The following is a 25,524-nucleotide window of genomic DNA, read 5'->3' as shown; positions in this document are numbered from 1 at the left end:
GCTACCCCTTCGTCCGGGCTCGGGGGTCGAGCAGGAACACCGCGAAGTCGCAGAGCAGGACACAGATCAGCACCGCCAGCGTGACCAGGAGGAAAAGGGCCTGCAGCAACGGGTAGTCGGTGCTCACCGTCGCGTTGTAGAACATGTAGCCGAGCCCGGGATAGTTGAAGACGTACTCGACCAGGATCGTCCCGGAGATCACGAAACCCAGCGACATCGCGAACCCGGACAGGTTGGGCAGGAACGCGTTCCGCCCGGCGTACCCGAACATGATCTTGCGGTTCGGGATGCCCTTCGCGCGGGCCATCCGGACGTAGTCCTCGGCCAGCGTGGTCACCATGTTGTTCCGCATGGTGAGGATCCAGCCGCCGACCGCGGTGATCAGGATCGTCGCGGCCGGCAGGATGCCGTGCTTGACCACGCTCCAGGCGAACTCGCCGGTGAACGCCGGCGTCAGGCCCTGGTCGTAGTTGAAGTCGTTCGGCAGGATCGGGTTGCTGCCGATCGCGAACAGCGAGATCAGCAGCAGCGCCACCCAGAAGTACGGCAGCGCCGAGGTGACGATGAACACCGGCGGCACGATCCCGTCGATCAGGCCGCCGCGCCGCCAGCCGGCCACGGTGCCGATCAGCGTGCCGATCACGAACGCGAGCACGGTCGCGATACCGACCAGCCCGAGCGTCCACGGCAGCGCGTCGCCGATCAGCGTCGTCACCGGGACGCCGAGACTGCTGCCGATCGACACGCCCCAGTGCCCGGTGACCATCGACCTCAGGTACTCGCCGTACTGCAGGACGATGTTCTTGTCCGGGTCGAATCCGAACTCGGCCAGGACCGTCCGCAACTGCTCGGGCGTGACCACCGCGCCGCCCTTGCTCAGCCGTTGCCGCAGTGCTTCCTCGGGGCTGCCCGGCATCATCCGCGGGATGAAGAAGTTCAGCGTCATCGCCGCCCACAGCGTGAGCACGAAGAACCCGAGGCGTCGTATCAGGTATCGCACTCCCACCAGCTCCTCGTGCTCACGCTTGTCAGATCCTCACTACTTCTGGGCGGACTTCGAGTACAGGTTGGTCAGCACCTGGCCGACGTCGGGGATGTTGTACGGCGCGGGCTGCGCGTACGGGTCGTCCTGGGTCGGCCAGCCCTGCAGGTCCTTGGTGTTGTACTGGTACCAGTCGACCGACTCGGTGGTCGGGATGAGCGGCACGTCCTTGATCATGTACGACGAGATCTGCTTGATCAGCTTGACCTGCGTGTCCGGGTCCGCGGCGGCGTACTGGTCGAACAGCTTGTCCACCTCCGGCTTCATGTAGCGCGAGTAGTTGCTGTTCGCCTGCTTGCCGATCGGCGCCGAGTTCTTCGAGTACAGCAGCTGCCGCAGCTCGTAGTACGGCGTCGGGCCGCCGGACAGGCTGGAGTACGCGAGGTCGTAGTCACCGGTGTACAGCTTCTGGTTGTACGACTGCTGCTGCAGGTCCTGGATCGTCAGCTCGATCCCGACCTTCGCCAACTGCTGCTTCACGACAGCCAGGGACGCGTCCCAGTCGGTGTAGCCGGTGACCGTGATGACGTTCAGCTTCAGCGGGTTCGACTCCGAGTACCCGGCGGTCTGCAGCAACTGCTTCGCCTTGTCCGGGTTCGGCTTGTCGTACCCGGCCGCGGCCAGCGCGTCCTTGTCGAAGTACTTGTCGAACGTCGGCGTGACCACACCGGTCTGGTTCGCGGCCGGCTGGTACCCGCTCTCACCGATCTTCGAGATCTGCTCGCGGTCGAGCGCGTACGCGATCGCCTGCCGGACCTCGAGCTTGCTGGTCGCCGGCCGGGACGGGTCGTTGTTCGGGACCAGCGCGACGTTCGCGGTCGGCGGGAACCAGTAGTTGTTCTCCGGCGACTTCGCCTTGTAGAAGTTGTCGATGTTCGGGATGTACTGGCCGCCCCACTGCGCCTTGCCGCTGGCCAGGTCGAGGTTGGCCGGGTTGTTGTCCAGGTACGCCGGGTACTGCACCTTCTCGACGTACGGCTTGCCCGGCTGCCAGTAGCTGCCGTTGGCGACGTACGAGATGTTGTTGGGGCTGCACGACTCGACGGTGAACGGCCCGGTGCCGATCGGCTTGGTGTTCGTCCAGGTGGCGGGCTTCGAGGCGGCCTCGCCGGTCGACCAGATGTGCTTCGGCACGATGCCGACCTGGCCGGCGAAGTTGAAGAAGTACGGCTCGGCCGCGGACTTGAACTTCAGCGTGACCTTGTTGCCGGCGGCGGTGACGCTGGTCAGGCCGGCGCCGGTCCACAGCGAGTACAGGTCGAGCGCGGGCTGCTCCTTCATCCGGTTGAAGGTGTAGACGACGTCGTCGGCGCTGAACGGCTGGCCGTCGCTCCACTTCACGCCGTCGCGGATCGTGAAGACGATCGAGTCCTTCGCCGGCGACCAGCTGAATCCGGTCGCCAGCATCGGTGTGGTGGCGCCGGCCTTCAGCACGTTCACGAACGTCAGCGGCTCGTAGACGAAGCCGAGCGCGACCTGGTTGACCGCCGGGTTGAACGGGTTGAACTGGCACGGCCAGGTCTGCCCGCCGACGTTGGCGATCGTGACGGTGCCGCCCTTCTTGTGCTCGCCGGTGCTGCCGCCCGCGTTGCCGCCGCTGCTCGACGACGACGGGTTGGACGACGCCGCGTTCCCGATCGGCTTGTCGCCACCGCCGCATCCGGCGGTCAGTGCGCCGACCGCCAGGGCGGCGACGGCGATGCGTGTGATGCCCCTCATCGTCTTCTGCCTTTCGCTACTGGAATCCTGCTCATGCGAATGCTTCCGCGCCGAGGACGGCACCTGCGGCCTCGACGCCCAGGGCGAGCGCCCCGATCAGCGGTGCCTCCGTCGGGAACCGTGCCACCGAGAGCTCCGGTGGAAACGGGACGGCCGCGTCGAGGGCGCGACGCAGGCCGGGTCCGAGCTGGTCCCAGGACCGCACCAGCCCGCCGCCGACGACGATCCGGGCCGGATCGACGGCGATGGCCAGGTTGGCGAGGTGCATCGCCAGCTCCCGGACGAACTCGTCGGTGAGGACGGCGGCGTCCGGGCGGGTCCGCGCCATCGTGAAGACGTCGGCGGCCGTGACCGGTCGCCCGAGCCGGGCGGTGCCGGTGGTCTCGAGCGCCTGGCCGCTGACGACGTGTTCCAGGATCGTGCGCCCGTCGCCGCCGGCGTACACGTCGGCGGGGGAGCGCAGGTTGTAGCCGATCTCGCCGGACGCGCCGTGCGCGCCGGTGATCACGGTGCCGCCGGCAACGATCGCGACCGCCAGACCGGTGCCGAGATTGACGTACAGCGCCGGGTCGCAGCCGGCCAGCGCACCCCAGCGCAGCTCGGCCTCCGCGGCCGCCTTCACGTCGGTCGCCAGCCGGACCGGTACGCCGGGGAAGGCCTCCCGCACCAGCCGCCCGAAGGGCAGCTCGCCCCAGCCCGGGAAGGTGGGAGCCAGTTCGACGCGGTCGTCGTACGGGATACCCAGCGTGGCGGCGCCGACCCCGGCCAGCTCCTGGCCGGGGGCGAGGAGCTCGTGGGCCGCGGCGAGGCTCCGGGTGAGTGCCTCGGCGGCGTCACCGGATCCGTCCCGGCTGTCGATGACCGTGCCGCCCAGACGGCGGCCGGTGAGGTCACCGACGGCGAGAGCGATCTTCGTCCCGCCGAAGTCCAGCCCGAGGACGACCGGTGTCGAAACCACGGGGTGGCACCTCCTCGCGCCGACCAATAGAATCGATAGGAAACTAACTTAACAACCAGCGCACCACAAGCCTTAACTACGACTTGTTGGCCGAGTTGTTAGCGAGCGAGGGGGTCGACGTGACAGTTGTCGCCGGCGGGGCGCGACCACAGCTGATTCGCGAGATCAACGAGCAGGTGCTGCTCGACCACATCAGGCGGTCCGGGCCGATCTCGCGGACCGAGCTCGCCGGGCGCACCGGTCTGTCGAAACCGACGGTGTCCGCGGCGCTGGGCTCGCTCGAACGGACCGGTCTGGTGCACGTGACGGGTCAGCGCACCGGCGTCCCGGGGCCGGCGGCCAGTCTGTACGAGGTGCGGCCCGAGGCCGGGTTCGTGCTCGGCCTCGACGTCGGGCGGGAGTACCTGCGCGGCGGGATCGCGGACCTCGCGGGCACCGTGCGGAGCAGGCTGAGTGTGCGGACCAAGGCCGGCGACGCGATGGCGCGGATCGAGGAGCTCGAGCACCTGACGGCGACGCTGGCCGCCGAGGCCGGGATCGAGGTCGGGCAACTCACGCAGACCGTGCTCGGCAGTCCGGGTGTCTACGATCCCCGGCTCGACGCGCTGACCCTGACCGGCAGGCTGTCCGGCTGGGACTCGCCGGCGACGCTGGCCGCGCTGCGCGAGCGGTTCGGGCCCTCGCTGATGATCGAGAACGACGTCGACGCCGCCGCGATCGCCGAGCGGGTGCACGGCCACGGGCGGGACGTCGACAGCTTCGCCTTCGTGAGCGTCGGCACCGGTATCGGCATGGGCCTGGTGCTCGACGGCAAGCTCCGGCACGGTTCGCACGGGGTGGCCGGGGAGATCGGGTACCTGCCGTTCACCGAAGGGAGCGGCAGTGACCCGCGCGACGCCCGCAAGCGCGGCGGGTTCGACGCCTCCGCGTCGGCGGCCGCCGTCGTCCGGGCGGCACGTCGGGCAGGTGTCCGCGGCGCCACGACGGCCGAAAAGGTGTTCGCGGCCGCGGCGCGGGGCGACGTACTCGCCGCCGCGGTGGTCGCCGAAGAGGCGTTGCTGGTTGCGAAGGCGGTCTGCACGGTGATCACTGTCGTCGATCCGGACCTGGTCGTGCTGGGCGGCGGTATCGGGCAGGCGCCCGGATTCCTCGAGGCCGTCACCAAGCAGCTACGCCAGCTCGCGCCGGTGATGCCCGAGGTGAAGGCGAGCGTGCTCGGCACCGAGACCGTGGTGGCCGGCTGCCTCGCGGCCGGTGTCGACCGGGCCTGGCAGACATTGGTCGGAAACTCGGCCGCATAACCGGACGCAGAACGTCCGCAACCGCGGCTAGTGTGCGAGCCATGGCTATCGCAATGTACCCGGCGTTCGTCCTGGACTGTCCGGACTCCACCCGGCTCGCGCAGTTCTACGGTGAACTGCTCGGCTGGAAGGTCGAGTCCCGCGAAGGCTGGGCGGAGATCCGCCCGGAGGACGGCAGCAACTGCATCTCCTTCCAGCAGGTGTCCGACTTCAAACCGCCGACCTGGCCGACCCAGGACGTCCCGCAGCAGCTGCATCTCGACGTCATGGTCCGCGACCTCGACGAGGCCGAACCGGAGGTCCTCGCGATCGGCGCCACCAAGCCGGACCACCAGCCCGGTACGTCGTTCCGCGTCTTCCTGGACCCGGCCGGACACCCGTTCTGCCTCTGTATTGATTGAGGATAGATTGAGAGCGTGACGAGCTGGCGCGAGGAACGACGGCAGGCGGCCGCCGAGCACGGCGCCGCGCTGGAACGCAAGCGAGCCGCCGAGGCCGCGCAGGCGCGTGAGCTGCTGGCCGGCTTCGTCGCGACGATGCAGGAGCGCGGCGAGCAGCCCGAGCCGTTGCGGGCCCAGGTCGTCGGGTCGAACGCCAGCTACCGCACCGATCTCACCGGGTGGTACCTGCGCCGCAACCGTTCACTCGCCGTGGACGTCGACGGCAACTTCTACATCCTCGGCGTGCCCGCCAGCCTCAAGTCCCGCGTCGCCGGCGTGCGGGTCCAGCCGTCCGACCCGCCGCTGATCGTCGGCCAGGGCGCCCGCGACGGCGAGTCGATGCCGCTGGCCGAGCTGCTACGCCTCCGGCTCGAGTCCTAGCACGCTCGCGATCAACGCCGTACCGGGCGCCGTCCGCCCGCCCGGTCCCGGCGACGGCTCGACGTCGGCCATGTCCAGCGCCTCGCCGCACTCCGAGCAGCAGACCGTGGGCGTCGTGAGCTTGCCGCAGGTCGCGTGCGTGAACCGGATCGGCTGGCCCGCCGGGGGAGTCGCCCAGCGGTCGCCCCAGGCGGTCAGCGCCATCAGGATCGGTACGAGCTCCCGCCCCGCCTCGGTCAGCTCGTAGCTGTAGCGCACCGGGTTCTGCTGGTACGGCGTCCGTCGTACCAGGCCGCCGTCGACGAGTGTGGCGAGGCGGTCGGTCAGCAGGTTGCGGGAGATGCCGAGGTCGGCGACGAACTGGTCGAAGCGGTTCAGGCCGAGGTAGAGGTCGCGCAGCACCAGCGGCGTCCACCAGTCGCCGATCAGCTCCAGGGACTGGGCGAGCGAGCAGTGCATCGGGGCGAAGCTGGTGTTCCGCATGCCCCGAGTGTAGTCAGTTGCGTTATTGAACTCACTGGCCCTACGGTGGGGGCATGGGGATCTACCACCGGATCGTGGCGCGGCAGGTGCGGAACGCGTTCGCGCAGATCAGCGCGGGGAACTGGGAGGCGATGGTGGCCGGGATGGCGCCGTCGTTCACGTACCGGTTCTACGGCGACCATGCGCTCGGCGGCGAGCGGCGAACACCTGAAGCGCTGCGGCGCTGGTGGGAGCGCTGCTTCCGGCTGCTGCCCGGGACGCGGTTCGACGTCCGGGACGTGATCGTCGGCGGGTGGCCGTGGAACACGCAGGTCGCGACCGCGGTCACCGTGCACGTCAACGTCGTCGACGGGTCGACGTACGAGAACGTCGTGCACCAGTTCCTGCGGATCAGGTGGGGCAGGATCACCGAGGTCCGCACCCTCGAGGACACCGCCGTCCTGCAACGAACCCTCGACCGCCTCGCCGCCGCCGGCTACCCCGAGGCCCACGCGGCCCCGATCACCGGATAACCGAGATCTTCCACCGCAGCTGATCGGCATCTACCTTGTGGGGGCACTTCCCTAGGAAGTCCCAGTGCAGTCCCCTGCGAACGATCCGGAGCGAGCCATGCGGTCGAAGACCTGGAGAACATCCGTTGCCCTGACCTCCGCTGCCGTGCTGACCCTGGCGGCCCTGACCGCCTCCGCCGCCGACGCGAAACCGCCGACCGGCGCCACGACGGCGAAGGCGCTGGTCTTCATCCCGAACCCGGTGCAGTCGAGCGGTGACGAGTCGCTGACCGACCAGAAGGACTCGGCGGCGGCGGTGCCGCGTGGCGACTACTACGAGGTGACGCTGACCGACCTGGACGGCTCGGGGTACCTGAGCGGGACCTGGGCGAACGTCCGTAGTACCACCGGGACACCGGCGTACACCACGAACGGCACCTACTTCTACGACCGGCACGACGACCAGTTCGAGCAGGTGATGGCGTACTTCTGGGGGACCGAGGCGCAGAAGTACCTGCAGTCGCTCGGCTTCGGGAGCACCCTGCCGCCGGTGAACGCGGAGAGCCAGGACTACAAGGTCGACCAGTACGGCGTCGACAACTCGTTCTCGTGGGACAAGCACGACACCATCACGCTCGGCAAGGGCGGCGTCGACGACGCCGAGGACGGCGAGGTGATCGTCCACGAGACCGGTCACGCCGTGCACGACGCGCAGGTGCCGGGGTTCGGTACGTCGCTCGAGGCCGGGTCGATCGGCGAGGCGTTCGGCGACTACTTCGCGGTGACCGTCGGCGACTGGGTGGCGAAGAAGTACGGCGTACCCGTCAAGGCGCCGCTGGCGTGCGTGATGGACTGGGACGCGACGTCGTACACGTCGACGGTGCCGCACTGCCTGCGCCGCCTCGACGCCGGCAAGCACTACCCGGAGAGCGTGGTCGGCGAGGTGCACGCGGACGGTGAGATCTGGTCGCAGGCCCTGTTCCAGATCCGCACGGCCCTCGGCCCGGCAGTCGCGGACCGGATCATCGTCGACGCCCAGTTCGACTTCGCCCCGGACACGAGTTTCGCCGACGCCGCCCGCGCTACGGTCGCGACAGCCCGCTCGTTGTACGGCCCGAGCCAGGCGAGCGTCGTACAGAAGGCCTTCGCGGACCGCGGCATCCTCTGAGGTTTGCGGGCCTGACCGGAAACTCGGATGCGTTCTGTCGGTGGGGGCGGTTACGGTCGGTCGAGTGCTGACATTGCTGCGGTACGGGGTTCGTGTTGCACCTGGGAGCACCCTTCTGACGATGGGTCTGGCCGTCCTCGGCTCGTTGCTGGGGATGGCGGTCACGTTGCTGACCGGCCAAGTCGTGGGGGCGGTCCCGGGTGTCGTCGAAGGACGCCCGGACGCCATGCCGCTCGGCGAGTTCAGCTGGCTGCTCGGCGCACTGCTGGCGGTCTTCGTCGTCGACAGCCTGTCGCCGGCGCTGCAGCATGTCGCCTCGCTGACGATGGACGCCGGCCTGGTCCGCGCGATCGGCGCGCGGATCACCGAGCCGCTGCTCCGGCCGCGCCGGATCGCGCACCTCGAGGACGCCGAGGTGCTGGACGTGCAGGAGCGGGCGAAGGGCAAGGGCGGGTTCCACCTCGCCCAAGGGATGAGCCAGATGCCGTGGCTGCTCGCCAGCCGGGTGACGCTGATCGGTTCCGCGCTGATCGTCGGCGCGATGTTCCGGTGGTGGGTGGCCGCGATGCTGGTCGCGGTCACGCTGCTCCTGGAGTGGTACGGCGGCCGCCTGGTCGAGCGTGAGATCGACGTCTGGTGGGGCAACACCGAGGAGCAGCGCCGGGCGCAGTACCTGTTCAACCTCGGCATGCGCGACGCCCCGAAGGAGCTGCGCGTCTTCGGCCTGCACCGCTGGCTCGTCGAGCGGTATGTGCGGGACTGGACCACGGGCTACCTCCCGGTGTGGGCCCGCCGGCGGACGAACGCGAAGTGGTCGCTGCTGATCGGCGGCGTGCACCTGCTGGCCAACGGCGTCGCGATCCTCGCGGTCGGCCGCGCCGCGATGAACGGTTCGCTCCCGCTCACCCAGGTCGCGACGACGCTGCCCGCGATCCTCGCCATCGGCCAGGCGAACAACGGGTTCGGCGTGGTGCAGGTCCGCCGCGGCCTGTCGGCGTACCGGGCGATGCGCGACCTGCCGGACACGATCGCCGAGCGGCACCCGGAGCCGGTCGCCACGACCGAGCACCGGATCGAGACGATGCCGGCCCGCGAGATCCGCTTCGAGAAGGTCAGCTTCCACTACCCGGGCTCGGACGTCGACGTCCTGCGCGAGCTCGACCTCACGATCAACGCACACGAGGCGCTGGCGCTGGTCGGGGTCAACGGCGCCGGCAAGTCCACGCTGGTCAAACTCCTCGGCGGTGCGTACCAGCCGACGAGCGGCCGGATCCTCGTCGACGGTGTCGACCTGGCCGGCCTCGACCTCACGGCGTGGCAGCGGCGGGTGGCCGCGATCGTGCAGGACTTCCTCCGGTTCCCGCTGCCGGTCACGGACAACGTGGTGTTCGGCGCGGTGGAGCGCGCCGGTGACGAGCTCAACCTGGCCAGGGTCGCGCGCGAGTCCGGTATCGACGACGTCGTCCGTGGTCTGCCGAAAGGCTGGGACACCGTGCTGGACAAGACGTTCGACGGCGGCGTCGACCTGTCCGGCGGCGAGTGGCAGCGGATCGCGCTGGCCCGCGCGTTGTTCGCGGTGCACGCGGGCGCGGGGGTGCTGGTGCTGGACGAGCCGGCGGCGGCGCTCGACGTCCGGGCCGAGGCCGAGCTCGTCGAGCGGTACCTCGAGCTCACCACGGGTGTGGCGTCGCTGATCATCTCGCACCGGTTCTCGGTGGTGCGCAACGCCGACCGGATCTGCGTGCTGTCGGACGGGCGGATCGTCGAGGACGGGACGCACGAGGAGTTGCTCGCCCGCGACGGCGAGTACGCCGGGATGTTCCGGCTGCAGGCCGAGCGGTACGTGACCGGATCGGAGGCGATCGATGTCTGACCGGGGACGCACACCGCGGATCCTGTGGCTGTGGCTGAGCACGTCGTTCCGCGCGGCGCCGTGGCTGATGGCGATCTCGACCGTGCTGGTCGCCGCCCGCGCGATCACCGCACCGGCCCAGACGTACGGCGTGAGCCGGCTGGTCGACGGGATCGCGTCCGACGACTCGGGCACGATCGCGCTCGGCATCGGCATCATCATCGGCGGTCTCGCGGTGTCGTTCCTCGCGGACGGACTCGGCTGGCCGCTGCAGGACACCGCACAGGAGCGGATGGCCGGCCGCGTGCACGCCGACCTGCTGGACGTGACCGCAGGGATCCCGGGCCTGTCCCATCACGAGCGTCCGGACGTCGCCGACCGGCTCGAGCTGGTGCGGGAGCGGGCGTGGCGGATGGGTGTCGGCGCCGAGGTCCTGCTCTGGGCGTTCGCCACCGTCACGAACACGGCGACCGTACTGACGCTGCTCGGGTCGGTGCATCCGTTGCTGCTCGTGCTGCCGTTGCTGGGCGGCGCGCGGATCTGGTCGGCGTACCTGAGCAGCACCCGGCAGCAGGAGGCCTGGGAGGACTCGCTGCCGCAGGAGCGCCTGGTCGACAAGCTGATCGAGGTCGCGAAGGATCCGCGGACGGCGCTGGAGCTGCGGGTGTTCGGGCTCGGGAAGGTCTTGCTGGACAGGATTTTCGCGTTGCAGACGGAGCGCTTCGAGCGGCGCGTCGCCGCGGCCCGGTGGGGCGGGAAGGTCGACGGCTCGGTGCGGTTGGTGTTCGGGATCGCGTACGCCGCGGCCGTCGTCTGGGTCGTCGTCCGCGCGCGGAACGGGCAGTCCGACGCGGGGGATGTCGTGCTCGTGCTGCTGCTCGCGCCGCAGGTGGACCAGATGACCGGCGGTATCGCGCAGAACGTGTACTGGGTCGGCGAGGTCGTGCGGAGCTTCAGCCGCTACGACTGGCTGCGTGAGTACGCGAAGCAGAACTCGTGGCGCTCGAGCCAGACGCCGGCACCCGAGCGGCTGACCTCGGGGATCGAGTTGCGGGACGTCGGGTTCTCCTACCCTGGTTCGGAATCGGCCGTGCTGAGCGGGATCAATCTGAGCGTGCCGGCCGGGTCGGCGGTCGCGCTGGTGGGGGAGAACGGCGCCGGCAAGACGACGCTGGTCAAACTCCTCGCGCGGATGTACGACCCGACGACCGGGCGGATCCTGGTCGACGGGGTGGACCTCGCGACGATCCAGCCGGACGCGTGGCGGTCGCAACTGTCGGCGGGGTTCCAGGACTTCGTGAAGTTCGAACTCACCGCGCGCGAGGTCGTCGGCATCGGCGACGTGGAGCGGGCCGACGACGAGGCCGCCGTACGGGCCGCCGTTCTGCGCGGCGACGCGGCGTCGGTGGTCGCCGGGTTGCCGCGCGGGCTGGATTCCCAGCTGGGCAAGAAGTTCACCGACGGCGTCGAACTCTCCGGCGGCCAGTGGCAGCGGCTCGCCCTGGCGCGAGCCTTCATGCGCGAACGCCCGCTACTCCTCCTGCTGGACGAACCCACCGCGGCCCTGGACCCCGAGGCCGAGCACCGCCTCTACGAGCAGTACGCCGCAGCCGCCAAGATAGCCGCCGCCGAAACCGGCGGCATCACCGTCCTCGTCTCCCACCGCTTCTCCACCGTCCGCATGGCCGACCTGATCGTCGTCATGCACAACGGCCGCATAGAAGAATTCGGCACCCACGAAGCCCTCCTCTCCGCCAACGCCCGCTACGCCGAACTCTTCGAACTCCAAGCCCGCGCCTACCGCTGACGCACTTGGGTGCCCGCCTGCAGCCGGCGGCGCTCCAGCACCAGGAAGTTGGCTGGCGGTCTGGTAACTCTTCGACGGGCGCCAAAGCAAGGGCGACAGAGCGACGTTGGGTGCCTGCCAGGGGTCGGCTGCAGTCGGCGGTGCTCCAGGACTACGGAGTCAGGCCGGCGACCTTCGAGGAACCATCTGGTTCGGGCTTACCCTGCCGGACCAGCACAACCCGCTGGCGCTCGCCGACTCAGGTGGCGACATGCTGCACCACCCGGAGGACCGGCCCGAGGGTGGCGACGCATCTGCTTTCTGCGTACGAGCCGACCACACCTCAGCTGATCAGCCGGTGCGTCAGGCACCCAGTTCGAGGTGTGAATCACTCGCCTGACTGGGTTCGAAGCAGCATGCGGGAGCGTGAGCTCGTCTTGAAGCACCTACCTGGTGCTCGCCCTCACAAGGGTGGGTGGAAGAAGATGCCAGGAGCATGAACTCGGCTTGAAGCACCGTTTGCTGGTCGGTGTCGCGAAACGTGGGCCGAGGCGACTTCTGACGCGTCGGCCCTTTGGGTACCCATCCCACCGCGGTCTGCCTGTTCAACCGGCCAGGCGGCAGCTCCAGACCGGGTGGCCCTGAGGATGTCGTCAGCTGCCGAATCATCCTGCCACTCAACCCTGCGGGCCGGTGGCCAGCGGCGATCAGCCAGGATCAGGCGCAGGTCTGGAGCTGTGTCGATGATGTGAACCGTGCGGCGTACGGAGCAAGTGCTGGCGCCCACGGCGGATGACGCCCAGCCCCCGAGGGTGCGCGTGGTGTTTACTGGTGTGGGCCCCCGAATTGCCCACAAAATAAGGGGATTCCGGCTCAGAAACTGTCGGTGGGACCGTCTAGAGTCGATGCCATGGAACTCCTGGGCGGGCGGCCGGCGTGGTCGATGGGTGGCAGCGAACTGCTGTCCACCCTCGACACGCTCGAGGCCGAGCTCGCCCGTCTGGAGTCCTACCGGCTGAGCGTGATCGCCGCGATCGAGACCACCGGGTACGCCGAGGAGCTCGGAGCCCGCGACACCGCCGAGCTCCTGCGCTTCCGCTACCGCCTGGACGCCGCCACCGCCCGCCGCACCCTCCGCCTCACCCAAACCGCCACGCACTACCCGGCCGTGTCGACCGCCCTCGAGCAGACCGCCTCCAGCGCGACGTCCGACGTACCTGACGCCGGCACAACCGCCACCGACGGCACCGACAGCACCGACAGCACCGACAGCACCGACAGCACCGACAGCACCGACGCGGCGGGCGGAGGCTCTGGGGGTGGATGGTTGCTGCGGCCGGCGCAGGCGGCCGCGATCGTGTTCGGGCTCGACCGGGTGAGGTCGCGGGTCCCGGTGGAACACCTGGACGCGGCCGCGGAACAGCTGGTCGCCCTGGCAGGTCACCTGTCACCCGGCGAACTGCGCACCGCCGCCAAGGAGATCGCCGACCTGCTCGACTCCGACGGCCCCGAACCCGAAGAACACAAGGCCTACGCCCGCGAGTCCCTGACACTGTCGGCCGCCGACAACGGGGTGAAGCTCACCGGGTTCTTGGCCAACGAGAACGCCGAACTCCTGCGCGCGGTCGTGCACGCCGGCGCCCGCCCGCACAAGACCGTCGACGGCGAACCCGACCCGAGACCCCGCGACAAACGCCAGGCCGACGCCCTGTCCACCGCCCTCAGCATCGCCGCCGCCGCATGGGACACCACGCGACCCACCACACCCACCACACCCACCGCACCCACAGCAGCTGCACCCGCCACGGGCAGCGCTGGCAGCGCAGGCAATGCGGGCAGTACGGGCAGTGCTGGCAGTACGGGCAATGCGGGCAACGCAGGCAGTGCTGGCAGTGCTGGCAGTGCTGGCAGCGTGGGGAAGGATCGTCGGGTGGCCGGGTACGGCGCGAAGGCGAACATCACGGTGACGATCGACTTCGAGGACCTGAAGGCCGCGACCGCGGACGCGATCGGGCGGACCGTCTACAGCGGTGGGCTGTCGGCCGCCACGATCCGGCGGCTGGCGTGCGACGCGAACGTGATCCCGCTGGTGCTGGGTTCGAACTCTGAGCCGCTGGATGTCGGGCGCCGCGAGCGCCTGGTCACCAAGGCGATGCGGCGCGCCCTGGACGCCCGCGACCGCGGCTGCGTGGTCTGCGGAGCGCCGCCGATCATGTGCGACGCCCACCACCTGGTCTCCTGGATCGACGGCGGCGACACCAAGGTCGCCAACCTGGCTCTGCTCTGTCGCCGCCATCACACCGACGTCCACCGCGGTCACTGGCGCATCACCATCCTCGACGGCGTCGTCCACGTCGCCCGCCCGAGCTGGGCCACGGACCCGCCGGCCGCCGCCGCAGCACGACGATCAGGGCTGCCGGATGCCCAGCCAAGCCGTACGGTGCCGCCGGATGCCCAGCGACGCCGTACGGCCCCGCCGGACACTCAGCCACGCCGTACGGCGCCGCCGGACACTCAGCCACGACCTACGGCACCCCCGGATGCCCTGCCTGGATGCACGGCACCGCCGGATGCTGAGCCAGATCGTGCGGGACCGCCGGACGCGCAGCCCGGATGTAGGGCACTGCCGGACGTCCATCCACCAGCCGCCGGAGAGACCAGCGCGGCCCGGTCGCGGTGGCGGGCGGACCATGCCGCTTTGGAGCAAGCGGCTGCCTTCGCGGCAACCGGTTGATGCCGGGCAATACAACAACGTTTGGATTGACGGCACGAGACCAAGATCGGCAACCTGACTCTGCCCTGCCGCCGCCACCACGCCGAGCTGCACAACGGCCACTGGCATATCCACATCGCCAGCGGGGTCGTCCAGTCACCCGCCCGAGCTGGGCCCCGCCGTCGCCGCAGCACGACGCTCGGCGCCGCCGGACGCTCAGCCACGCCGTACTGCACCGCGGGACGCTCACGTCGTACGGCGCCGCCGGACGCCGAGCCAGGTTGTGCGGTGCCGGGGGCGCTCAGCCGGGCTGGTGGGAGGCGGAGGTTGGGCAAGGCCGTGGGGGATCGCCGGACGCCGAGGCCGGACGCCGAGGCACGCCGTGCGGCGCCGTGGGACGCTCACGTCGTACGGCGCTGCGGGGCGCCGGGCCAGGCTGTGTGGTGCCGCGGGCGCTCAGCCGGGCTGGTGGGAGGTGGAGGTTGGGCGAGGCCGTGGGGGATTGCTGGACGCCGAGGGACGTCGTGCGGCGCCGTGGGATGCTCGCGTCGTGTGGCGCTGCGGGGCGCCGGGCCAGGTTGTGCGGTGCCGCGGGCGCTTAGCGGGGCTGGTGGGAGGTGGAGGTTGGGCAAGGCCGTGGGGATTGCCGGACGCCGAGGCACGCCGTGCGGCGCCGCGGGGCGCTCGCGTCGTACGGCGCTGCGGGGCGCCGGGCCAGGCTGTGCGGTGCCGCGGGGCGGTCAGCCGGCCGGTGAGAGGGCCGGAGGCTGAGCAAGGACGTGGAGGACTGCCTGAGTGCCCAGGTGGTCCATCCGCCGTGTCGACACACCGAGCAGGTCACATGTCGCCACGACGTTCGTGAGCGCCGCCTCAGTGCGCCGGCGCCGTTCCAGCAGTCAGTCGAGGAAGTAGGTCCCTTCGCGCAGGTGGGGACCGCGAGATCCGGCGCGCCGATCCGGGTGTCGAGCTCGCCGTGCGATAGCCGCTGCGGGAGTTCATCTGGCCGGGGTTGCGGGTCCCGAAGGCGACACCGCACACGTTGTCGGCGTCCGAGGACAGCAACAGGTACAGAAACAGCGCGACCTGCCGGTACAGCACAAGGCACGGCGCGCGCCCCCAGCAGCCCCCTCGGTAGGTGGTCTACCGAAGGGGCCGAGCCCTGCGGCCGGTCGTCAAGAACCCGAAACACCTGGCCGAGCAGCCCAGTGACACGCTCTCGTCGGGCCGACAAATTGACGGCTGACCGGCGACGCCGGCCACCACTCTCAAGCTCTTTGGGCGCGGCGGTTGGCTCGTTGGGTTAGTTCGGCTTCTGGGACCAGGGTGAACATTTCCTGGTGAGGGGCGCACAGCATGGTGACGGTGAACTTCAGCGGGATGTCGGAGCGGTTGTTGCCGTCCTGGTAGTGGATGATGTCGCCGCCGGGTTCCCAGAACGCCTCGCCGGTCTTGATGACGCGGGGTGGTTCGCCCTCTAGTTCGAAGAGCATCTCGCCGGATACGACGTAGCCGAAGGCGGGGCCGGAGTGGCGGTGGGGTGGGGCGCCGGGGTCGCCGGGTGGGTACTCGATGTCGACGGTCATCACGTGGAAGCCCTCGGGGACGTACGGCGGCTCGACCTCCTGCAGCATTGTCAGGGCGGTCTGCCAGGCAGTGGACCGGTGCTCGGTCGTGTCGGTCATCGGGGTTCACCTTCCGGTTGATCGGTCTGTACTGAGAGACCAGGCAGGAAGACCCGGTGTGACGGTCACAGGGGAGGGGGTTGGTCTGTCTCTTCAGGTATGAACCAGCGCATCGAGACCCTGGACAGTCTCCACGAGCACCTGCAGTGGGCGATCGAGCTCGAGCACGCGACGCTCCCGCCGTATCTGTGTGCCCTGTACTCACTGGACCCGGCGCGAAACCTGGACGCGGTCGAGCTGGTGAGCAGCGTGTTCGTCGAGGAGATGATTCATCTCTCGCTGGTGTCCAACCTGCTGAACGCCGTCGGTGGCGAACCGCGGCTCGACCGGCCGGAGCTGCTTCCCGGGTATCCGCGCCAACTCCCGCACAGCTCGATCGACCTGTCGCTGTTGCCGTTCGGTCCGGATGCGCTGGAAATGTTCCTGCGTCTGGAGAAGCCCGAAGCGCCCAGCTCTCCGGCCGAGGGCGACGACTACGAAACCATCGGACAGTTCTACGACGCGATCGAAGACGGCCTGCGGTACCTGGCTGAGACGCTCGGCGAGGACAAGCTGTTCTCCGGCGACCAAGCCCGCCAGGTGACGGCCGGCCCGTTCCACCACACCGGCGGCACGCTGCAGCCGGTCACCGACCTCGCGTCCGCACTGGCCGCGCTGGACGAGATCGTCGAGCAGGGTGAAGGTACGTCGCGGGGCGAGGTCTGGGACGGCGATCACGACATCTTCCACCCGGATCGTGACGAGGTCGCGCACTACTACCGGTTCCAGGAACTGAAGCTCGGCCGCCGCTACCAGCGCGGCGACACCCCACAGTCCGGTCCGACCGGCGAGCCGGTGACGGTCGACCTGACCGGCGTCTCGCCGATGCAGGTGAACCCGCACCGCTCGGACAACGCACAGATCCGCGCCGCGCAGGAGCAGTTCGACAACACCTATTGCACGCTACTGTTCCTGCTGGAGCAGGCGTTCACCGGTGAGCCGGCCCTGATCCGGGACGCGGTCCGCGCGATGTTCGGGCTCAAATCCGAAGCCCTGAAACTGATGCAGCTGAGCGAGGACGACCACACGACAGCTGGTCCGACCTTCCAGTACGTCGATCCGGAGCAGCGAGACTGAGAGGCCGCTGAGAGCCGAGCTGAAAGGAGTTCCTCCCAGTTCGCCAATAGTTAACCTTCGGTCTTCACTTCGCCGTACATTGCTTTCTAATGTATTAACCATGGACGCCCCGCCCACTGTCCGTGCCCGCGACATCACCAAGTATTTCGGTGAGGTCGTCGCGCTCGACGGTGTAGACCTCGACGTCGCCCCCGGCCAGATCCACGGCCTGGTCGGACCGAACGGAGCCGGCAAGACCACGCTCCTCGGGCTCCTGCTCGGTCTCGCCGTTCCCGACCGCGGCGCCCTGGAGATCCTCGGTACGCCGGTCGGCCGCGCCCTCGCCGTCCCTGAAGGCGTCGCCGGCTTCGTCGACGGCCCCGGCCTGTACCCCGCGATGACCGCCCGGCAGAACCTCGCCGCCCTGGCAGCTCTCCGCGGCGACAACACGGGCGACAACACGATGGACATCGACGACGCCATCGACCAGGTCGGGCTGACCGACGTGGCCGACGACCGGGTGCGCGGCTTCTCGCTCGGCATGCGCCAGCGCCTCGGCCTCGCCGCGGCGTTGCTCACGAAGCCGCGGCTGCTCATCCTCGACGAGCCGTCCAACGGCCTCGACCCCGCCGGCAAGAAGCACGTGTACGGCGTCCTCACCCGGCTCGCCGCGGACGGTACGGCGGTGATGCTGTCGAGCCACCGCATGGACGACGTCGAGGCGCTCTGCTCCGAGGTGACGATCCTGTCGACCGGGCGCGTCGCGTTCTCGGGCCCGATCAGCAAGCTGGCCTCGGAGACCAGCGAGCTCGACTACCGGATCCGTACCTCCGACCCGACGGCCGCCCGGCGCCACGCCATCGGTACGGCGGGTCTCCGCCTCCGCGCGCAGGACGCCGTACAGGACGGTGTCGAGGTCCTTGTGGTCTCGGCGTCCGTGCCGACGCTGGACGAGTTCGTGAAGCGGCTGGTCCGCGACGACATCGCCGTCCGCGAACTCGCGCCGGTGGTGTCGCCCCTCGAGGCCGCGTTCCTCGCCCTCACCGAGCAGCAGGAGACCAACTGATGACAGCCACCGCGGCTGCCCCCGAGACATCCGAGACCCCCGAGACCCCCGCGGTCCGTCGTGTACCCATTCTCCGCGGCTACCGGTTCGAGCTCGTCAAGCTGCTCACGCAGTGGCGCGTCCGCGTGCTGATCGTCGCGTGCTGGCTGGCGCCGGCGCTCTTCGTCGCCGTGGTCAGCCAGCAGGCCTCGCTGCCGGTCGACACGTTGTTCGGCCGGTGGATGCACGCCACCGGCTGGGCCGGACCCCTTGTTCTGCTGGGCTTCTCCGGCTCGTGGGCGCTGCCGCTGCTGACGTCGCTGATCGCCGGTGACGTGTTCGCGTCCGAGGACCGCCTCGGCACCTGGCGGCATCTGCTGGTCGCGGTCCGCTCGCCGCGCCGGATCTTCGTGTCGAAGGCGCTGTCCAGCCTGACCGTGATCCTCGTACTGGTGATCGGCCTGGTGGTGTCGAGCACGATCAGCGGTCTGCTGGTCGTCGGCAACCGGCAACTGATCGGCCTCGACGGCCACCTGCTGTCGCCGGGCAGTGCGGTCGGCACCGTCTTCCTCGCCTGGTTGTGCGCGCTCGCGCCGACCCTCGCGCTGGCGGCGATCGGGCTACTCGGTTCGGTCGCGCTCGGCCGCTCGCCGATGGGCCTGCTGCTCCCGGCCGTGGTCGCGCTCGCGATGCAGATCGTCCAGCAGCTCCCGGTTCCGGTGGCCTTCCGCCTGGCGCTGCCGGGCTACGCGTTCATCAGCTGGAACGGCTTGTTCACCAGCCCGGCGCAGCTCGGCCCGCTGCTGATCGGCGTGATCGTCAGCCTGGTCTGGGCTCTCGTGGCGACCGGTCTCGCCTACTTCCTGTTCGTCCGCCGTGACTTCACCAACCCGACCCACGACGGATCGGGCCGGCTCGCGCTGACGGCCGGCCTGCTGCCTCTCGTCGTACTGCTCGGCGTGACGACGGCGGCCGTGGCCCCGGTGACCGGCTTCGGATCGGGCATCGACCAGGACAAGGTGCAGCGGGCGGTCGCGGTCGAGTTCGCGCACCTGTACCGGCTGCAGACCAAACAGCTGAACCGCGCCGACGTCACCGAGGACCAGCTGCAAGCAGGCGCCGAGTGCACCAAGGGCGGCGACCAGGTCGCGGCGCGCGGACCCGGCAACGACTGGCGCTGCGTCGTCAGCTGGCACATCCCCGGCGTGGCCGCGGCCGGCTCGGCGATCTACCAGCTCGACATCAACCCACTCGGTCGGTACGTGGCCGACGGGGACGGACCGAAAGAAGTGAACGGCTTCTTCCTGGTCCGCACCCCGTCCGGGGACGAACCGAACCCCCTGTGGCAGTTCGACGGCAACATCGAACTGCTACCTGTCAACCCGAAGGGATAGCACCCATGCAGGTAACACGCCGCAGGCGTGACGAAAAGAGATCGTCCGGTCCCCTCCGGCGCAGGGTACCACTGGTGACAGCCGGTACGACGGCCGTCGCGGTGACGCTGGCCGGTACCGCTGTCGCCTCGACGACCGGCTTCGGTCACGACCAGGTCGGGCAGGTGACCGACAAGGGCCAGGTCGTCGCCGCCGACCAGTACATCAAGCCGCTCGGCGACCGGCTCGTCCTCCAGAAGGGCAAGATCATGTCGTCCACCGTCAGCCCGGACGGCAGCCACCTGGCCGCCTCCGTGACCGACGGTGGGATGGCGCTGGCGATCATCGACCTGAAGAACTGGAAGGTCCAGCAGTACGTCGGCAACAACGCCGCCGCGGACCTGAAGATCCCCGGCAACGACGTCGGCCAGGAAGGCCCGACGTACTCGCCGGACGGCAAGCAGGTCTGGCTCGGGCAGACCGACGGCTACCGGAAGTTCACCGTGAATTCGGACGGCACGCTGGCGAACCCGGCGTTCGTCGCGATCCCGGCCGACGGCGCGAAGCATTCGCTGGCGGCCGAGGCGGTGTTCTCCGCGGACAGCTCGACCGTGTACTCCGCGGTGAACGGCCAGAACAAGGTGGTCGCGATCGACACCGCGACCGGCGCGATCAAGCAGAGCTGGGCGACCGGCAACGCGCCGCGTGACATGGTGATGGTCGGCACCAAGCTGTACGTCAGCAACGAGGGCGGCCGCACGGCCAAGCCCGGCGACCTGACGGTCAACTCGTACGGCACCGATGTCGTGTCCAACCGGAACGCGATCACCACCACCGGTACGGTCAGCGTGATCGACCTGTCGAACCCGTCGGCCGCGCCGGCCAGTATCGACGTCGGCCTGCACCCGACGGCGATCTACGCCAAGAACGGCGCCGTGTTCGTCACCAACACCGCCACCAACTCGGTGTCCGTGATCGACACCAAGCGGGACAAGGTCGTCCAGACCATCGCGACGCAGCCCTGGGCGGAAGCCTCGGTCGGCTACGAGCCGGACGGCGTCACGCTCACCGACGACGGTCACCTGCTGGTGTCGCTCGGCCGTGCGAACGCGGTCGCGGTCTACAAGTACCGCAACCCGCTCGAGCCGGTCAGCTACGTCGGCCTGCTGCCGACCGACTACTTCCCGGCGGAGCTCGCGCAGGTGGGCAAGGACATCGTGGTGTCCAACACCCGCGGGGTCGACGCCCGTCGCGAGACCACCGCTGCCGGTCACGGCACCCACGACACCACGTCGAGCCTGACCAAGTTCCAGCTGCCGGACGACCACGCGATCAAGAAGTACACGCAGACCGTCTTCGACCAGAACGGCTGGACGAAGGGCTCGGCGCAGGTCGCGACCGGTTCTGACACTGGTCAGGGGCACCGCAACCCGGTGCCGGTCCCGGCGAAGCTCGGTGACCCGTCGACGATCAAGCACGTGTTCCTGATCGTCAAGGAGAACCGGACGTACGACCAGGTGTACGGCGACATGCCGGAGGGCAACGGCGACGCGGCGCTGACGCAGTACGGCGAGAACGTCACGCCGAACCAGCACGCGCTGGCCCGGCAGTTCGGGTTGTACGACAACACCTACGACATCGGCACGAACTCCGCCGAGGGCCACAACTGGCTGATGCAGGCCGACAACCCGGAGTACACCGAGTCCTCGGCCGGTGAGTACCTGCGCAGCTACGACACCGAGAACGATGCCCTCGGCCACCAGAAGAGCGGCTTCCTGTGGACCGGTGTGCAGGCGGCCGGGAAGACCGTGAAGAACTACGGCGAGTTCCTGTCGATCGAGCAGAAGCCGGCCGACGGCACCTGGCAGAACTACTATTGCGACACCAAGAACATGATCGCGACCGGGGCGGACACCAAGTACCCGATCACGACCGGCTCGGCGATCCCGTCGCTGAACGACGTGTCGGTGCAGGGCTTCCCGCAGTTCGACACGAGCGTCCCGGACATCTACAAGACCGAGATCTGGCGCAAGGACTTCCGCAAGAACGGCCCGGCGAACCTGAACATGTTCTGGTTGTCCAACGACCACACCGGTGGTCCGGCCAACGGTCCGGCGCAGGTCGCGGACAACGACCTGGCCACCGGCCGGATCGTCGACGAGATCACCCACAGCAAGTACTGGAAGGACTCGGCGATCTTCGTCGTCGAGGACGACTCGCAGGCCGGTCTCGACCACGTCGACGGGCACCGGGCGCCGATCCAGATCATCAGCCCGTACGCGCAGCACGGTGCGGTGGACAGCCACTACTACACCCAGATCACGATGATCCGGACCATCGAGCAGATCCTCGGGATGAAGCCGATGAACCAGAAGGACACCGCGGCCACTCCGATGTTCGGTGCCTTCACCCCCAAGCCGGACTTCACGCCGTTCACGGCGCTGCCCAACCGGGTCGCGCTGACCGACGGCCTGAAGACCCCGCCGTCCTGCGGTCTCGACGTGCCGGCGGCGCAGAACCCGACCGTCGCGGCCGCCCCGGCGGTGTCCGTACCGGCCGGCATGGAGTCGATGGCGGCGCAGTGGTCGGCGTGGAAGGACCAGCAGCGCACCACCGGTCCGAACGCCCGGGCCGACTTCGCGAACCCGGCCCAGATGAACCACTACAACTGGTACGAGGCGCACAGCTGGTCCCTGCCCTACCCGGGTGAGGCCCAGATCTTCGCGCCGCAGAACGTTCCCGGCGCGGTGATCCCGGCCGCCGAGAACGACGGCTGACACCTTCGGCCGGTACAAAGAGCGCATGCCTGACCAACCGTCGCGGGCGTCGGCCCGGATCGAGCAACCCGCCGATCCGGCCGACGTCCGCGCGGTCGGTTACGGCCCGGACGACGTACCGGTCGTCCCGGAGCGGTACGCCCGGCTGCCGGTGCACAAGGAGGAGTCGGGACACATCGGCGACTGGAACAACTCGCTGATGGAGCCGGAGCCGTCGGCCGTGTACGTGGTCGACGAGCGGTACCTGTACGTCACCGACGACCACGGCCGGGTCTCGCATGCCGAAGGCTGGCTCGGCCGGCTGCCCACTGCGGAGAACGACGAGCGCCGCAACGTCGAGGCGCAGCGGGAGGCCGGCGTGCCCGACCGGCAGCGGACCGACGACGGCGGGCACCTGTTCGCGACGGTGTTCGACGGGCCGGGGGAGTCGATCAACCTGACCGCGCAGTCGCAGGAGCAGAATCGTGCGGTCAGGGGCAGCGAGAACTGGCGCCGGATGGAACAGACCTGGCAGGCGATGCGGGTCGCCGGCGTCCAGGTGCACGCCGCGATCGACGTCAAGCACGCGAACGGGACGACGCTGCGGCCGTCGAGCCGGACCGTGGTGTCGCGCAGTCAGGGCGAACGATCGCCGAGGCGTATCTTCAGAGAGACCAAGCCGACGGCCCGAGGAACTGGATGAGCGAGATCGCTGTCATCGACACCATCGCCCGCGCGCTGGTGGCGGACCTGCCCGCGCAGTGGCAGCAGGTGTCCGCGGTGTACCGCGCCACGACGTCGTACGCCGAGCTGGACGCCGACGTCGACGGTGCGCAACTGGATCCGCTGCCGGAAGGGCTCGAGGACCAGTTCGAGGAGCTGCGGCGGGAGATGTACCAGCCGGGCAAGGGCGCGTGGTTGACGGCGAAGCTGACCGTCACCTCCACCGGGCACTTCGCGACCGACTTCGACTACGACAACCGGCCGGCCTGGTCGATCCCGGTCGACGAAGGCATCTACGCCGAGGACCTGTCCACGTTTCCCCGGGACCCGGAGCACGTGCCCGCCTGGATGAAATAAATCGGTGGTGACGACCGAGAGCTGCTGGTAGCGTCGCTCGCCTGTCTTTTTCGGGATCGAATCGAACCGGATGGATCTGCTCCGGGGCGGGACCCAGCTCACGATTCGAGGCTCCTCGACGATGGTCGAACCGGAACTAGAGGCCGAACGCGCCTATCTCTCCCAAGCCCGCACCGCCCTGCGCGGTATGTACGCCGAGGTCGTGGACCGTGAGGTCCAGGTCATCGGCGGCGAGGACAACGACGAACGCTTCACCAACGAGGCCAACCAGCGGGCCAAGGAGCGGCGCACCCACGCGCTCCTAGACCTGCCCGACGTACCCCTGTTCTTCGGCCGGCTCGACTACGAGCACGGCACGATCGAGGACCTGGACCAGATCTACATCGGCCGCCGCCACGTCCACGACGGGACCGGCGTCCCGCTGGTGATCGACTGGCGCGCGCCGGTGTCGGTGCCCTTCTACCGGGCGACCCAGACCGACCGGCGACGCGTGCTGATGCGCCGCCGCTACGGGTTCTCCGACCACGCCGAGCTGACCGGCTTCGAGGACGAGCCGCTGACCGGGGCCGTCGATTCGGACCAGGCGGACAAGTTCCTGCGGTCCGAGATCGAGCGTCCGCGCACCGGCCCGATGCGCGACATCGTGGCCACCATCCAGCCCGAGCAGGACGACCTGGTCCGCGCCCCGCTGCACCCCAGCGTGTGCGTGCAGGGTGCGCCCGGCACCGGGAAGACCGCAGTCGGTCTGCACCGCGTCGCCTACCTGCTCTACACCGAACGGGACCGGCTCGGCCGCGGCGGCGTCGTGATCGTCGGCCCGAACCGGTCGTTCCTGTCCTACATCCGCAAGGTCCTGCCCGCACTGGGTGAGGTCGACGTCCGGCAGATCACGATCGACGAGCTGCTCACTCGCCCGTTCGCGGCGACGGACCAGCCGGCCGCCGAGGCCCTGAAGGGTGACGCGCGGATGGCCGGCGTCCTGCGCCGCGCCCTGTGGTCGTACGTCGGGACGCCGACCGAGGGAGTCCTGTACAGCAAGGGCTCCCGGCGCTACCGGGTGCACGACTACGAGGTCGTCGACATCGTGTCGGACCTGCGCGAGTCGACCCGGTACGCGCCCGGCCGGAACGCTCTCGCGCAGCGGATCGCGCACGTCGTGCTGGTCCGGATGGAGGAGCGGGCCGAGTCGCCCGACGATCGCGTGCAGAACGCGGTCGCACGTTCCAAGCCCGTGAAGGACGTGCTGGACGCGGTCTGGCCCCGCGTCGTCCCCGAGCAGATCCTGCACCGCCTGCTCTCGGACGCCGACTTCCTGGCCGCGGCGGCCCCGGAGCTGACGGACGAGGAACGGGCCGCGCTGGTGTGGACGAAGCCGCCGCGCTCGTGGAAGTCGGCGAAGTGGTCGTTCGCGGACACGGTCCTGCTCGACGAGCTCGAGGACCTGATCGAGCGGCGGACCGGATCGCTCGGGCACCTGGTGCTGGACGAGGCCCAGGACCTGTCGGCGATGCAGCTGCGAGCACTCGGCCGGCGCTGCCGCACGGGCTCGGCGACGGTGCTCGGCGATCTCGCGCAGGCGACGACGCCGTGGGCCGCCGGATCGTGGGACCGGGTGCTCGGTCATCTCGGCAAGAGCGACGGCGTGGTGGCCGAGCTCGACCGCGGGTTCCGGGTGCCGGCCCAGATCATCAACTTCGCGGCCAAGCTGCTGCCGGCGATCGCGCCGACGCTCGGCACCCCGAGCGGCGTCCGGACGGTTGCCGACGCGCTGGGCATCGTGACCGCCGACGCGTCGACGTTCGCCGACCAGGTGGTCGCCGAGTGCCGGGCCGCGCTCGCCGGTGAAGGTTCGGTGGCGCTGATCGCGGCGGACGACCAGGTCGCCGGACTGCGGGATGCCATCACCGCGGCCGGGCTCGAAACGGCCATGCTCGGCGAGACCGAGGACGAGATCGACACCGTCCGGCTGGTCTGCGTGCCGGCCACGCTGGCCAAGGGCCTGGAGTTCGACGCGGTCGTGGTCGCCGAGCCGGCGCACATCGTGGCCGCCGAGCCCCGCGGCCTGCACCGCCTGTACGTCGTCCTCACCCGGGCCGTCAGCCGCCTGCAGATCATCCACGCCGAACCGCTGCCGGACGCCCTGGCCTGATCCCACCGCG

General features: G+C 69.5%; 20 protein-coding genes and 1 pseudogene. 15 read left to right on the top strand and 6 right to left on the bottom strand.

Going from position 1 to position 25,524, the window contains the following annotated elements; translation table 11 throughout:
* Position 1: 1 nt before the first annotated feature.
* From ABZW60_RS17670 to ABZW60_RS17660, 3 genes are read right to left on the bottom strand one after another with little or no spacing between them, the layout of a single operon-like run.
* Positions 2 to 1,006, bottom strand: coding sequence for an ABC transporter permease (locus ABZW60_RS17670; protein WP_355477982.1), 1,005 nt, complete (start codon positions 1,004 to 1,006; stop codon positions 2 to 4).
* A gap of 33 nt (positions 1,007 to 1,039) precedes the next feature.
* A complete protein-coding gene (locus ABZW60_RS17665) occupies positions 1,040 to 2,761 on the bottom strand; it encodes an ABC transporter substrate-binding protein (protein WP_355477980.1) in 1,722 nt (573 codons plus the stop codon).
* A gap of 31 nt (positions 2,762 to 2,792) precedes the next feature.
* Complete coding sequence (locus tag ABZW60_RS17660) at positions 2,793 to 3,719, bottom strand: ROK family protein (protein ID WP_355477979.1); 927 nt, start codon at positions 3,717 to 3,719, stop codon at positions 2,793 to 2,795.
* Between the two features lie 119 nt (positions 3,720 to 3,838).
* Between ABZW60_RS17660 and ABZW60_RS17655 the strand changes: the two genes are divergently transcribed.
* Genes ABZW60_RS17655 through ABZW60_RS17645 form a run of 3 tightly spaced genes read left to right on the top strand, consistent with a single transcriptional unit; the run spans position 3,839 to position 5,841 of the window.
* Positions 3,839 to 5,020: an ROK family transcriptional regulator gene (locus tag ABZW60_RS17655; RefSeq protein WP_355477977.1), complete on the top strand. Its 1,182-nt coding sequence runs from the start codon at positions 3,839 to 3,841 to the stop codon at positions 5,018 to 5,020.
* 41 nt (positions 5,021 to 5,061) lie between these two features.
* Positions 5,062 to 5,421, top strand: coding sequence for a VOC family protein (locus ABZW60_RS17650; protein ID WP_355477975.1), 360 nt, complete (start codon positions 5,062 to 5,064; stop codon positions 5,419 to 5,421).
* 15 nt (positions 5,422 to 5,436) lie between these two features.
* The gene (locus tag ABZW60_RS17645; protein WP_355477974.1) at positions 5,437 to 5,841 is read left to right on the top strand and encodes a hypothetical protein; all 405 of its coding nucleotides are present in this window, start codon (positions 5,437 to 5,439) and stop codon (positions 5,839 to 5,841) included.
* Here the strand turns inward: ABZW60_RS17645 and ABZW60_RS17640 are convergent.
* On the bottom strand, positions 5,818 to 6,324 hold the full coding sequence (locus ABZW60_RS17640) for a helix-turn-helix domain-containing protein (protein WP_355477972.1): 507 nt from the start codon (positions 6,322 to 6,324) through the stop codon (positions 5,818 to 5,820). The two genes, ABZW60_RS17645 and ABZW60_RS17640, sit on opposite strands and share 24 nt — an antisense overlap.
* A 53-nt stretch (positions 6,325 to 6,377) precedes the next feature.
* On the opposite strand from ABZW60_RS17640, the gene ABZW60_RS17635 reads away from it, so the two are divergent.
* From ABZW60_RS17635 to ABZW60_RS17615, 5 genes are all read left to right on the top strand, one after another.
* Positions 6,378 to 6,836: a nuclear transport factor 2 family protein gene (locus ABZW60_RS17635; RefSeq protein WP_355477970.1), complete on the top strand. Its 459-nt coding sequence runs from the start codon at positions 6,378 to 6,380 to the stop codon at positions 6,834 to 6,836.
* 97 nt (positions 6,837 to 6,933) lie between these two features.
* On the top strand, positions 6,934 to 7,983 hold the full coding sequence (locus ABZW60_RS17630) for a M4 family metallopeptidase (RefSeq protein WP_355477968.1): 1,050 nt from the start codon (positions 6,934 to 6,936) through the stop codon (positions 7,981 to 7,983).
* Between the two features lie 121 nt (positions 7,984 to 8,104).
* Positions 8,105 to 9,856: an ABC transporter ATP-binding protein gene (locus tag ABZW60_RS17625; RefSeq protein WP_355477966.1), complete on the top strand. Its 1,752-nt coding sequence runs from the start codon at positions 8,105 to 8,107 to the stop codon at positions 9,854 to 9,856.
* Complete coding sequence (locus ABZW60_RS17620; protein WP_355477964.1) at positions 9,849 to 11,642, top strand: ABC transporter ATP-binding protein; 1,794 nt, start codon at positions 9,849 to 9,851, stop codon at positions 11,640 to 11,642. The genes ABZW60_RS17625 and ABZW60_RS17620 overlap by 8 nt, the downstream gene beginning before the upstream one ends.
* An 889-nt stretch (positions 11,643 to 12,531) precedes the next feature.
* Positions 12,532 to 14,355, top strand: coding sequence for a DUF222 domain-containing protein (locus tag ABZW60_RS17615; RefSeq protein WP_355477962.1), 1,824 nt, complete (start codon positions 12,532 to 12,534; stop codon positions 14,353 to 14,355).
* A gap of 779 nt (positions 14,356 to 15,134) precedes the next feature.
* Here the strand turns inward: ABZW60_RS17615 and ABZW60_RS17610 are convergent.
* Positions 15,135 to 15,396: pseudogene (locus tag ABZW60_RS17610) on the bottom strand (transposase); the annotation flags it as partial.
* A gap of 203 nt (positions 15,397 to 15,599) precedes the next feature.
* Positions 15,600 to 16,016: a cupin domain-containing protein gene (locus ABZW60_RS17605; protein WP_355477960.1), complete on the bottom strand. Its 417-nt coding sequence runs from the start codon at positions 16,014 to 16,016 to the stop codon at positions 15,600 to 15,602.
* A 99-nt stretch (positions 16,017 to 16,115) separates the two neighbouring features.
* On the opposite strand from ABZW60_RS17605, the gene ABZW60_RS17600 reads away from it, so the two are divergent.
* The 7 genes from ABZW60_RS17600 to ABZW60_RS17570 all read left to right on the top strand — a co-directional run bounded on the left by ABZW60_RS17600 (position 16,116) and on the right by ABZW60_RS17570 (position 25,514).
* Complete coding sequence (locus ABZW60_RS17600; protein ID WP_355477958.1) at positions 16,116 to 17,132, top strand: ferritin-like protein; 1,017 nt, start codon at positions 16,116 to 16,118, stop codon at positions 17,130 to 17,132.
* Positions 17,133 to 17,232: 100 nt separating this feature from the next.
* Entirely contained in the window at positions 17,233 to 18,177 is a 945-nt protein-coding gene (locus ABZW60_RS17595; RefSeq protein ID WP_355477956.1) for an ABC transporter ATP-binding protein, read from the top strand.
* Positions 18,177 to 19,550 carry an ABC transporter permease gene (locus tag ABZW60_RS17590; protein WP_355477954.1) on the top strand — a complete coding sequence of 458 codons (1,374 nt, stop codon included), beginning with the start codon at positions 18,177 to 18,179 and terminating at the stop codon, positions 19,548 to 19,550. The genes ABZW60_RS17595 and ABZW60_RS17590 overlap by 1 nt, the downstream gene beginning before the upstream one ends.
* 74 nt (positions 19,551 to 19,624) lie before the next feature.
* Positions 19,625 to 22,306, top strand: a complete 2,682-nt coding sequence (locus ABZW60_RS17585) for an alkaline phosphatase family protein (RefSeq protein WP_355477952.1) — start codon at positions 19,625 to 19,627, stop codon at positions 22,304 to 22,306.
* Between the two features lie 25 nt (positions 22,307 to 22,331).
* Positions 22,332 to 22,988: a DNA/RNA non-specific endonuclease gene (locus tag ABZW60_RS17580; RefSeq protein ID WP_355477950.1), complete on the top strand. Its 657-nt coding sequence runs from the start codon at positions 22,332 to 22,334 to the stop codon at positions 22,986 to 22,988.
* A complete protein-coding gene (locus tag ABZW60_RS17575; RefSeq protein WP_355477948.1) occupies positions 22,985 to 23,365 on the top strand; it encodes an immunity protein YezG family protein in 381 nt (126 codons plus the stop codon). The genes ABZW60_RS17580 and ABZW60_RS17575 overlap by 4 nt, the downstream gene beginning before the upstream one ends.
* A gap of 70 nt (positions 23,366 to 23,435) precedes the next feature.
* Entirely contained in the window at positions 23,436 to 25,514 is a 2,079-nt protein-coding gene (locus ABZW60_RS17570) for an AAA family ATPase (protein WP_355477946.1), read from the top strand.
* Positions 25,515 to 25,524 lie beyond the last annotated feature (10 nt).

It is taken from the genome of Kribbella sp. NPDC003557 (genome assembly GCF_040610805.1).
Classification (GTDB): Bacteria; Actinomycetota; Actinomycetes; order Propionibacteriales; family Kribbellaceae; genus Kribbella.
The sequence above is the reverse complement of the archived record's forward strand: the minus strand, read 5'-3'. Positions and strand labels throughout refer to the sequence as shown.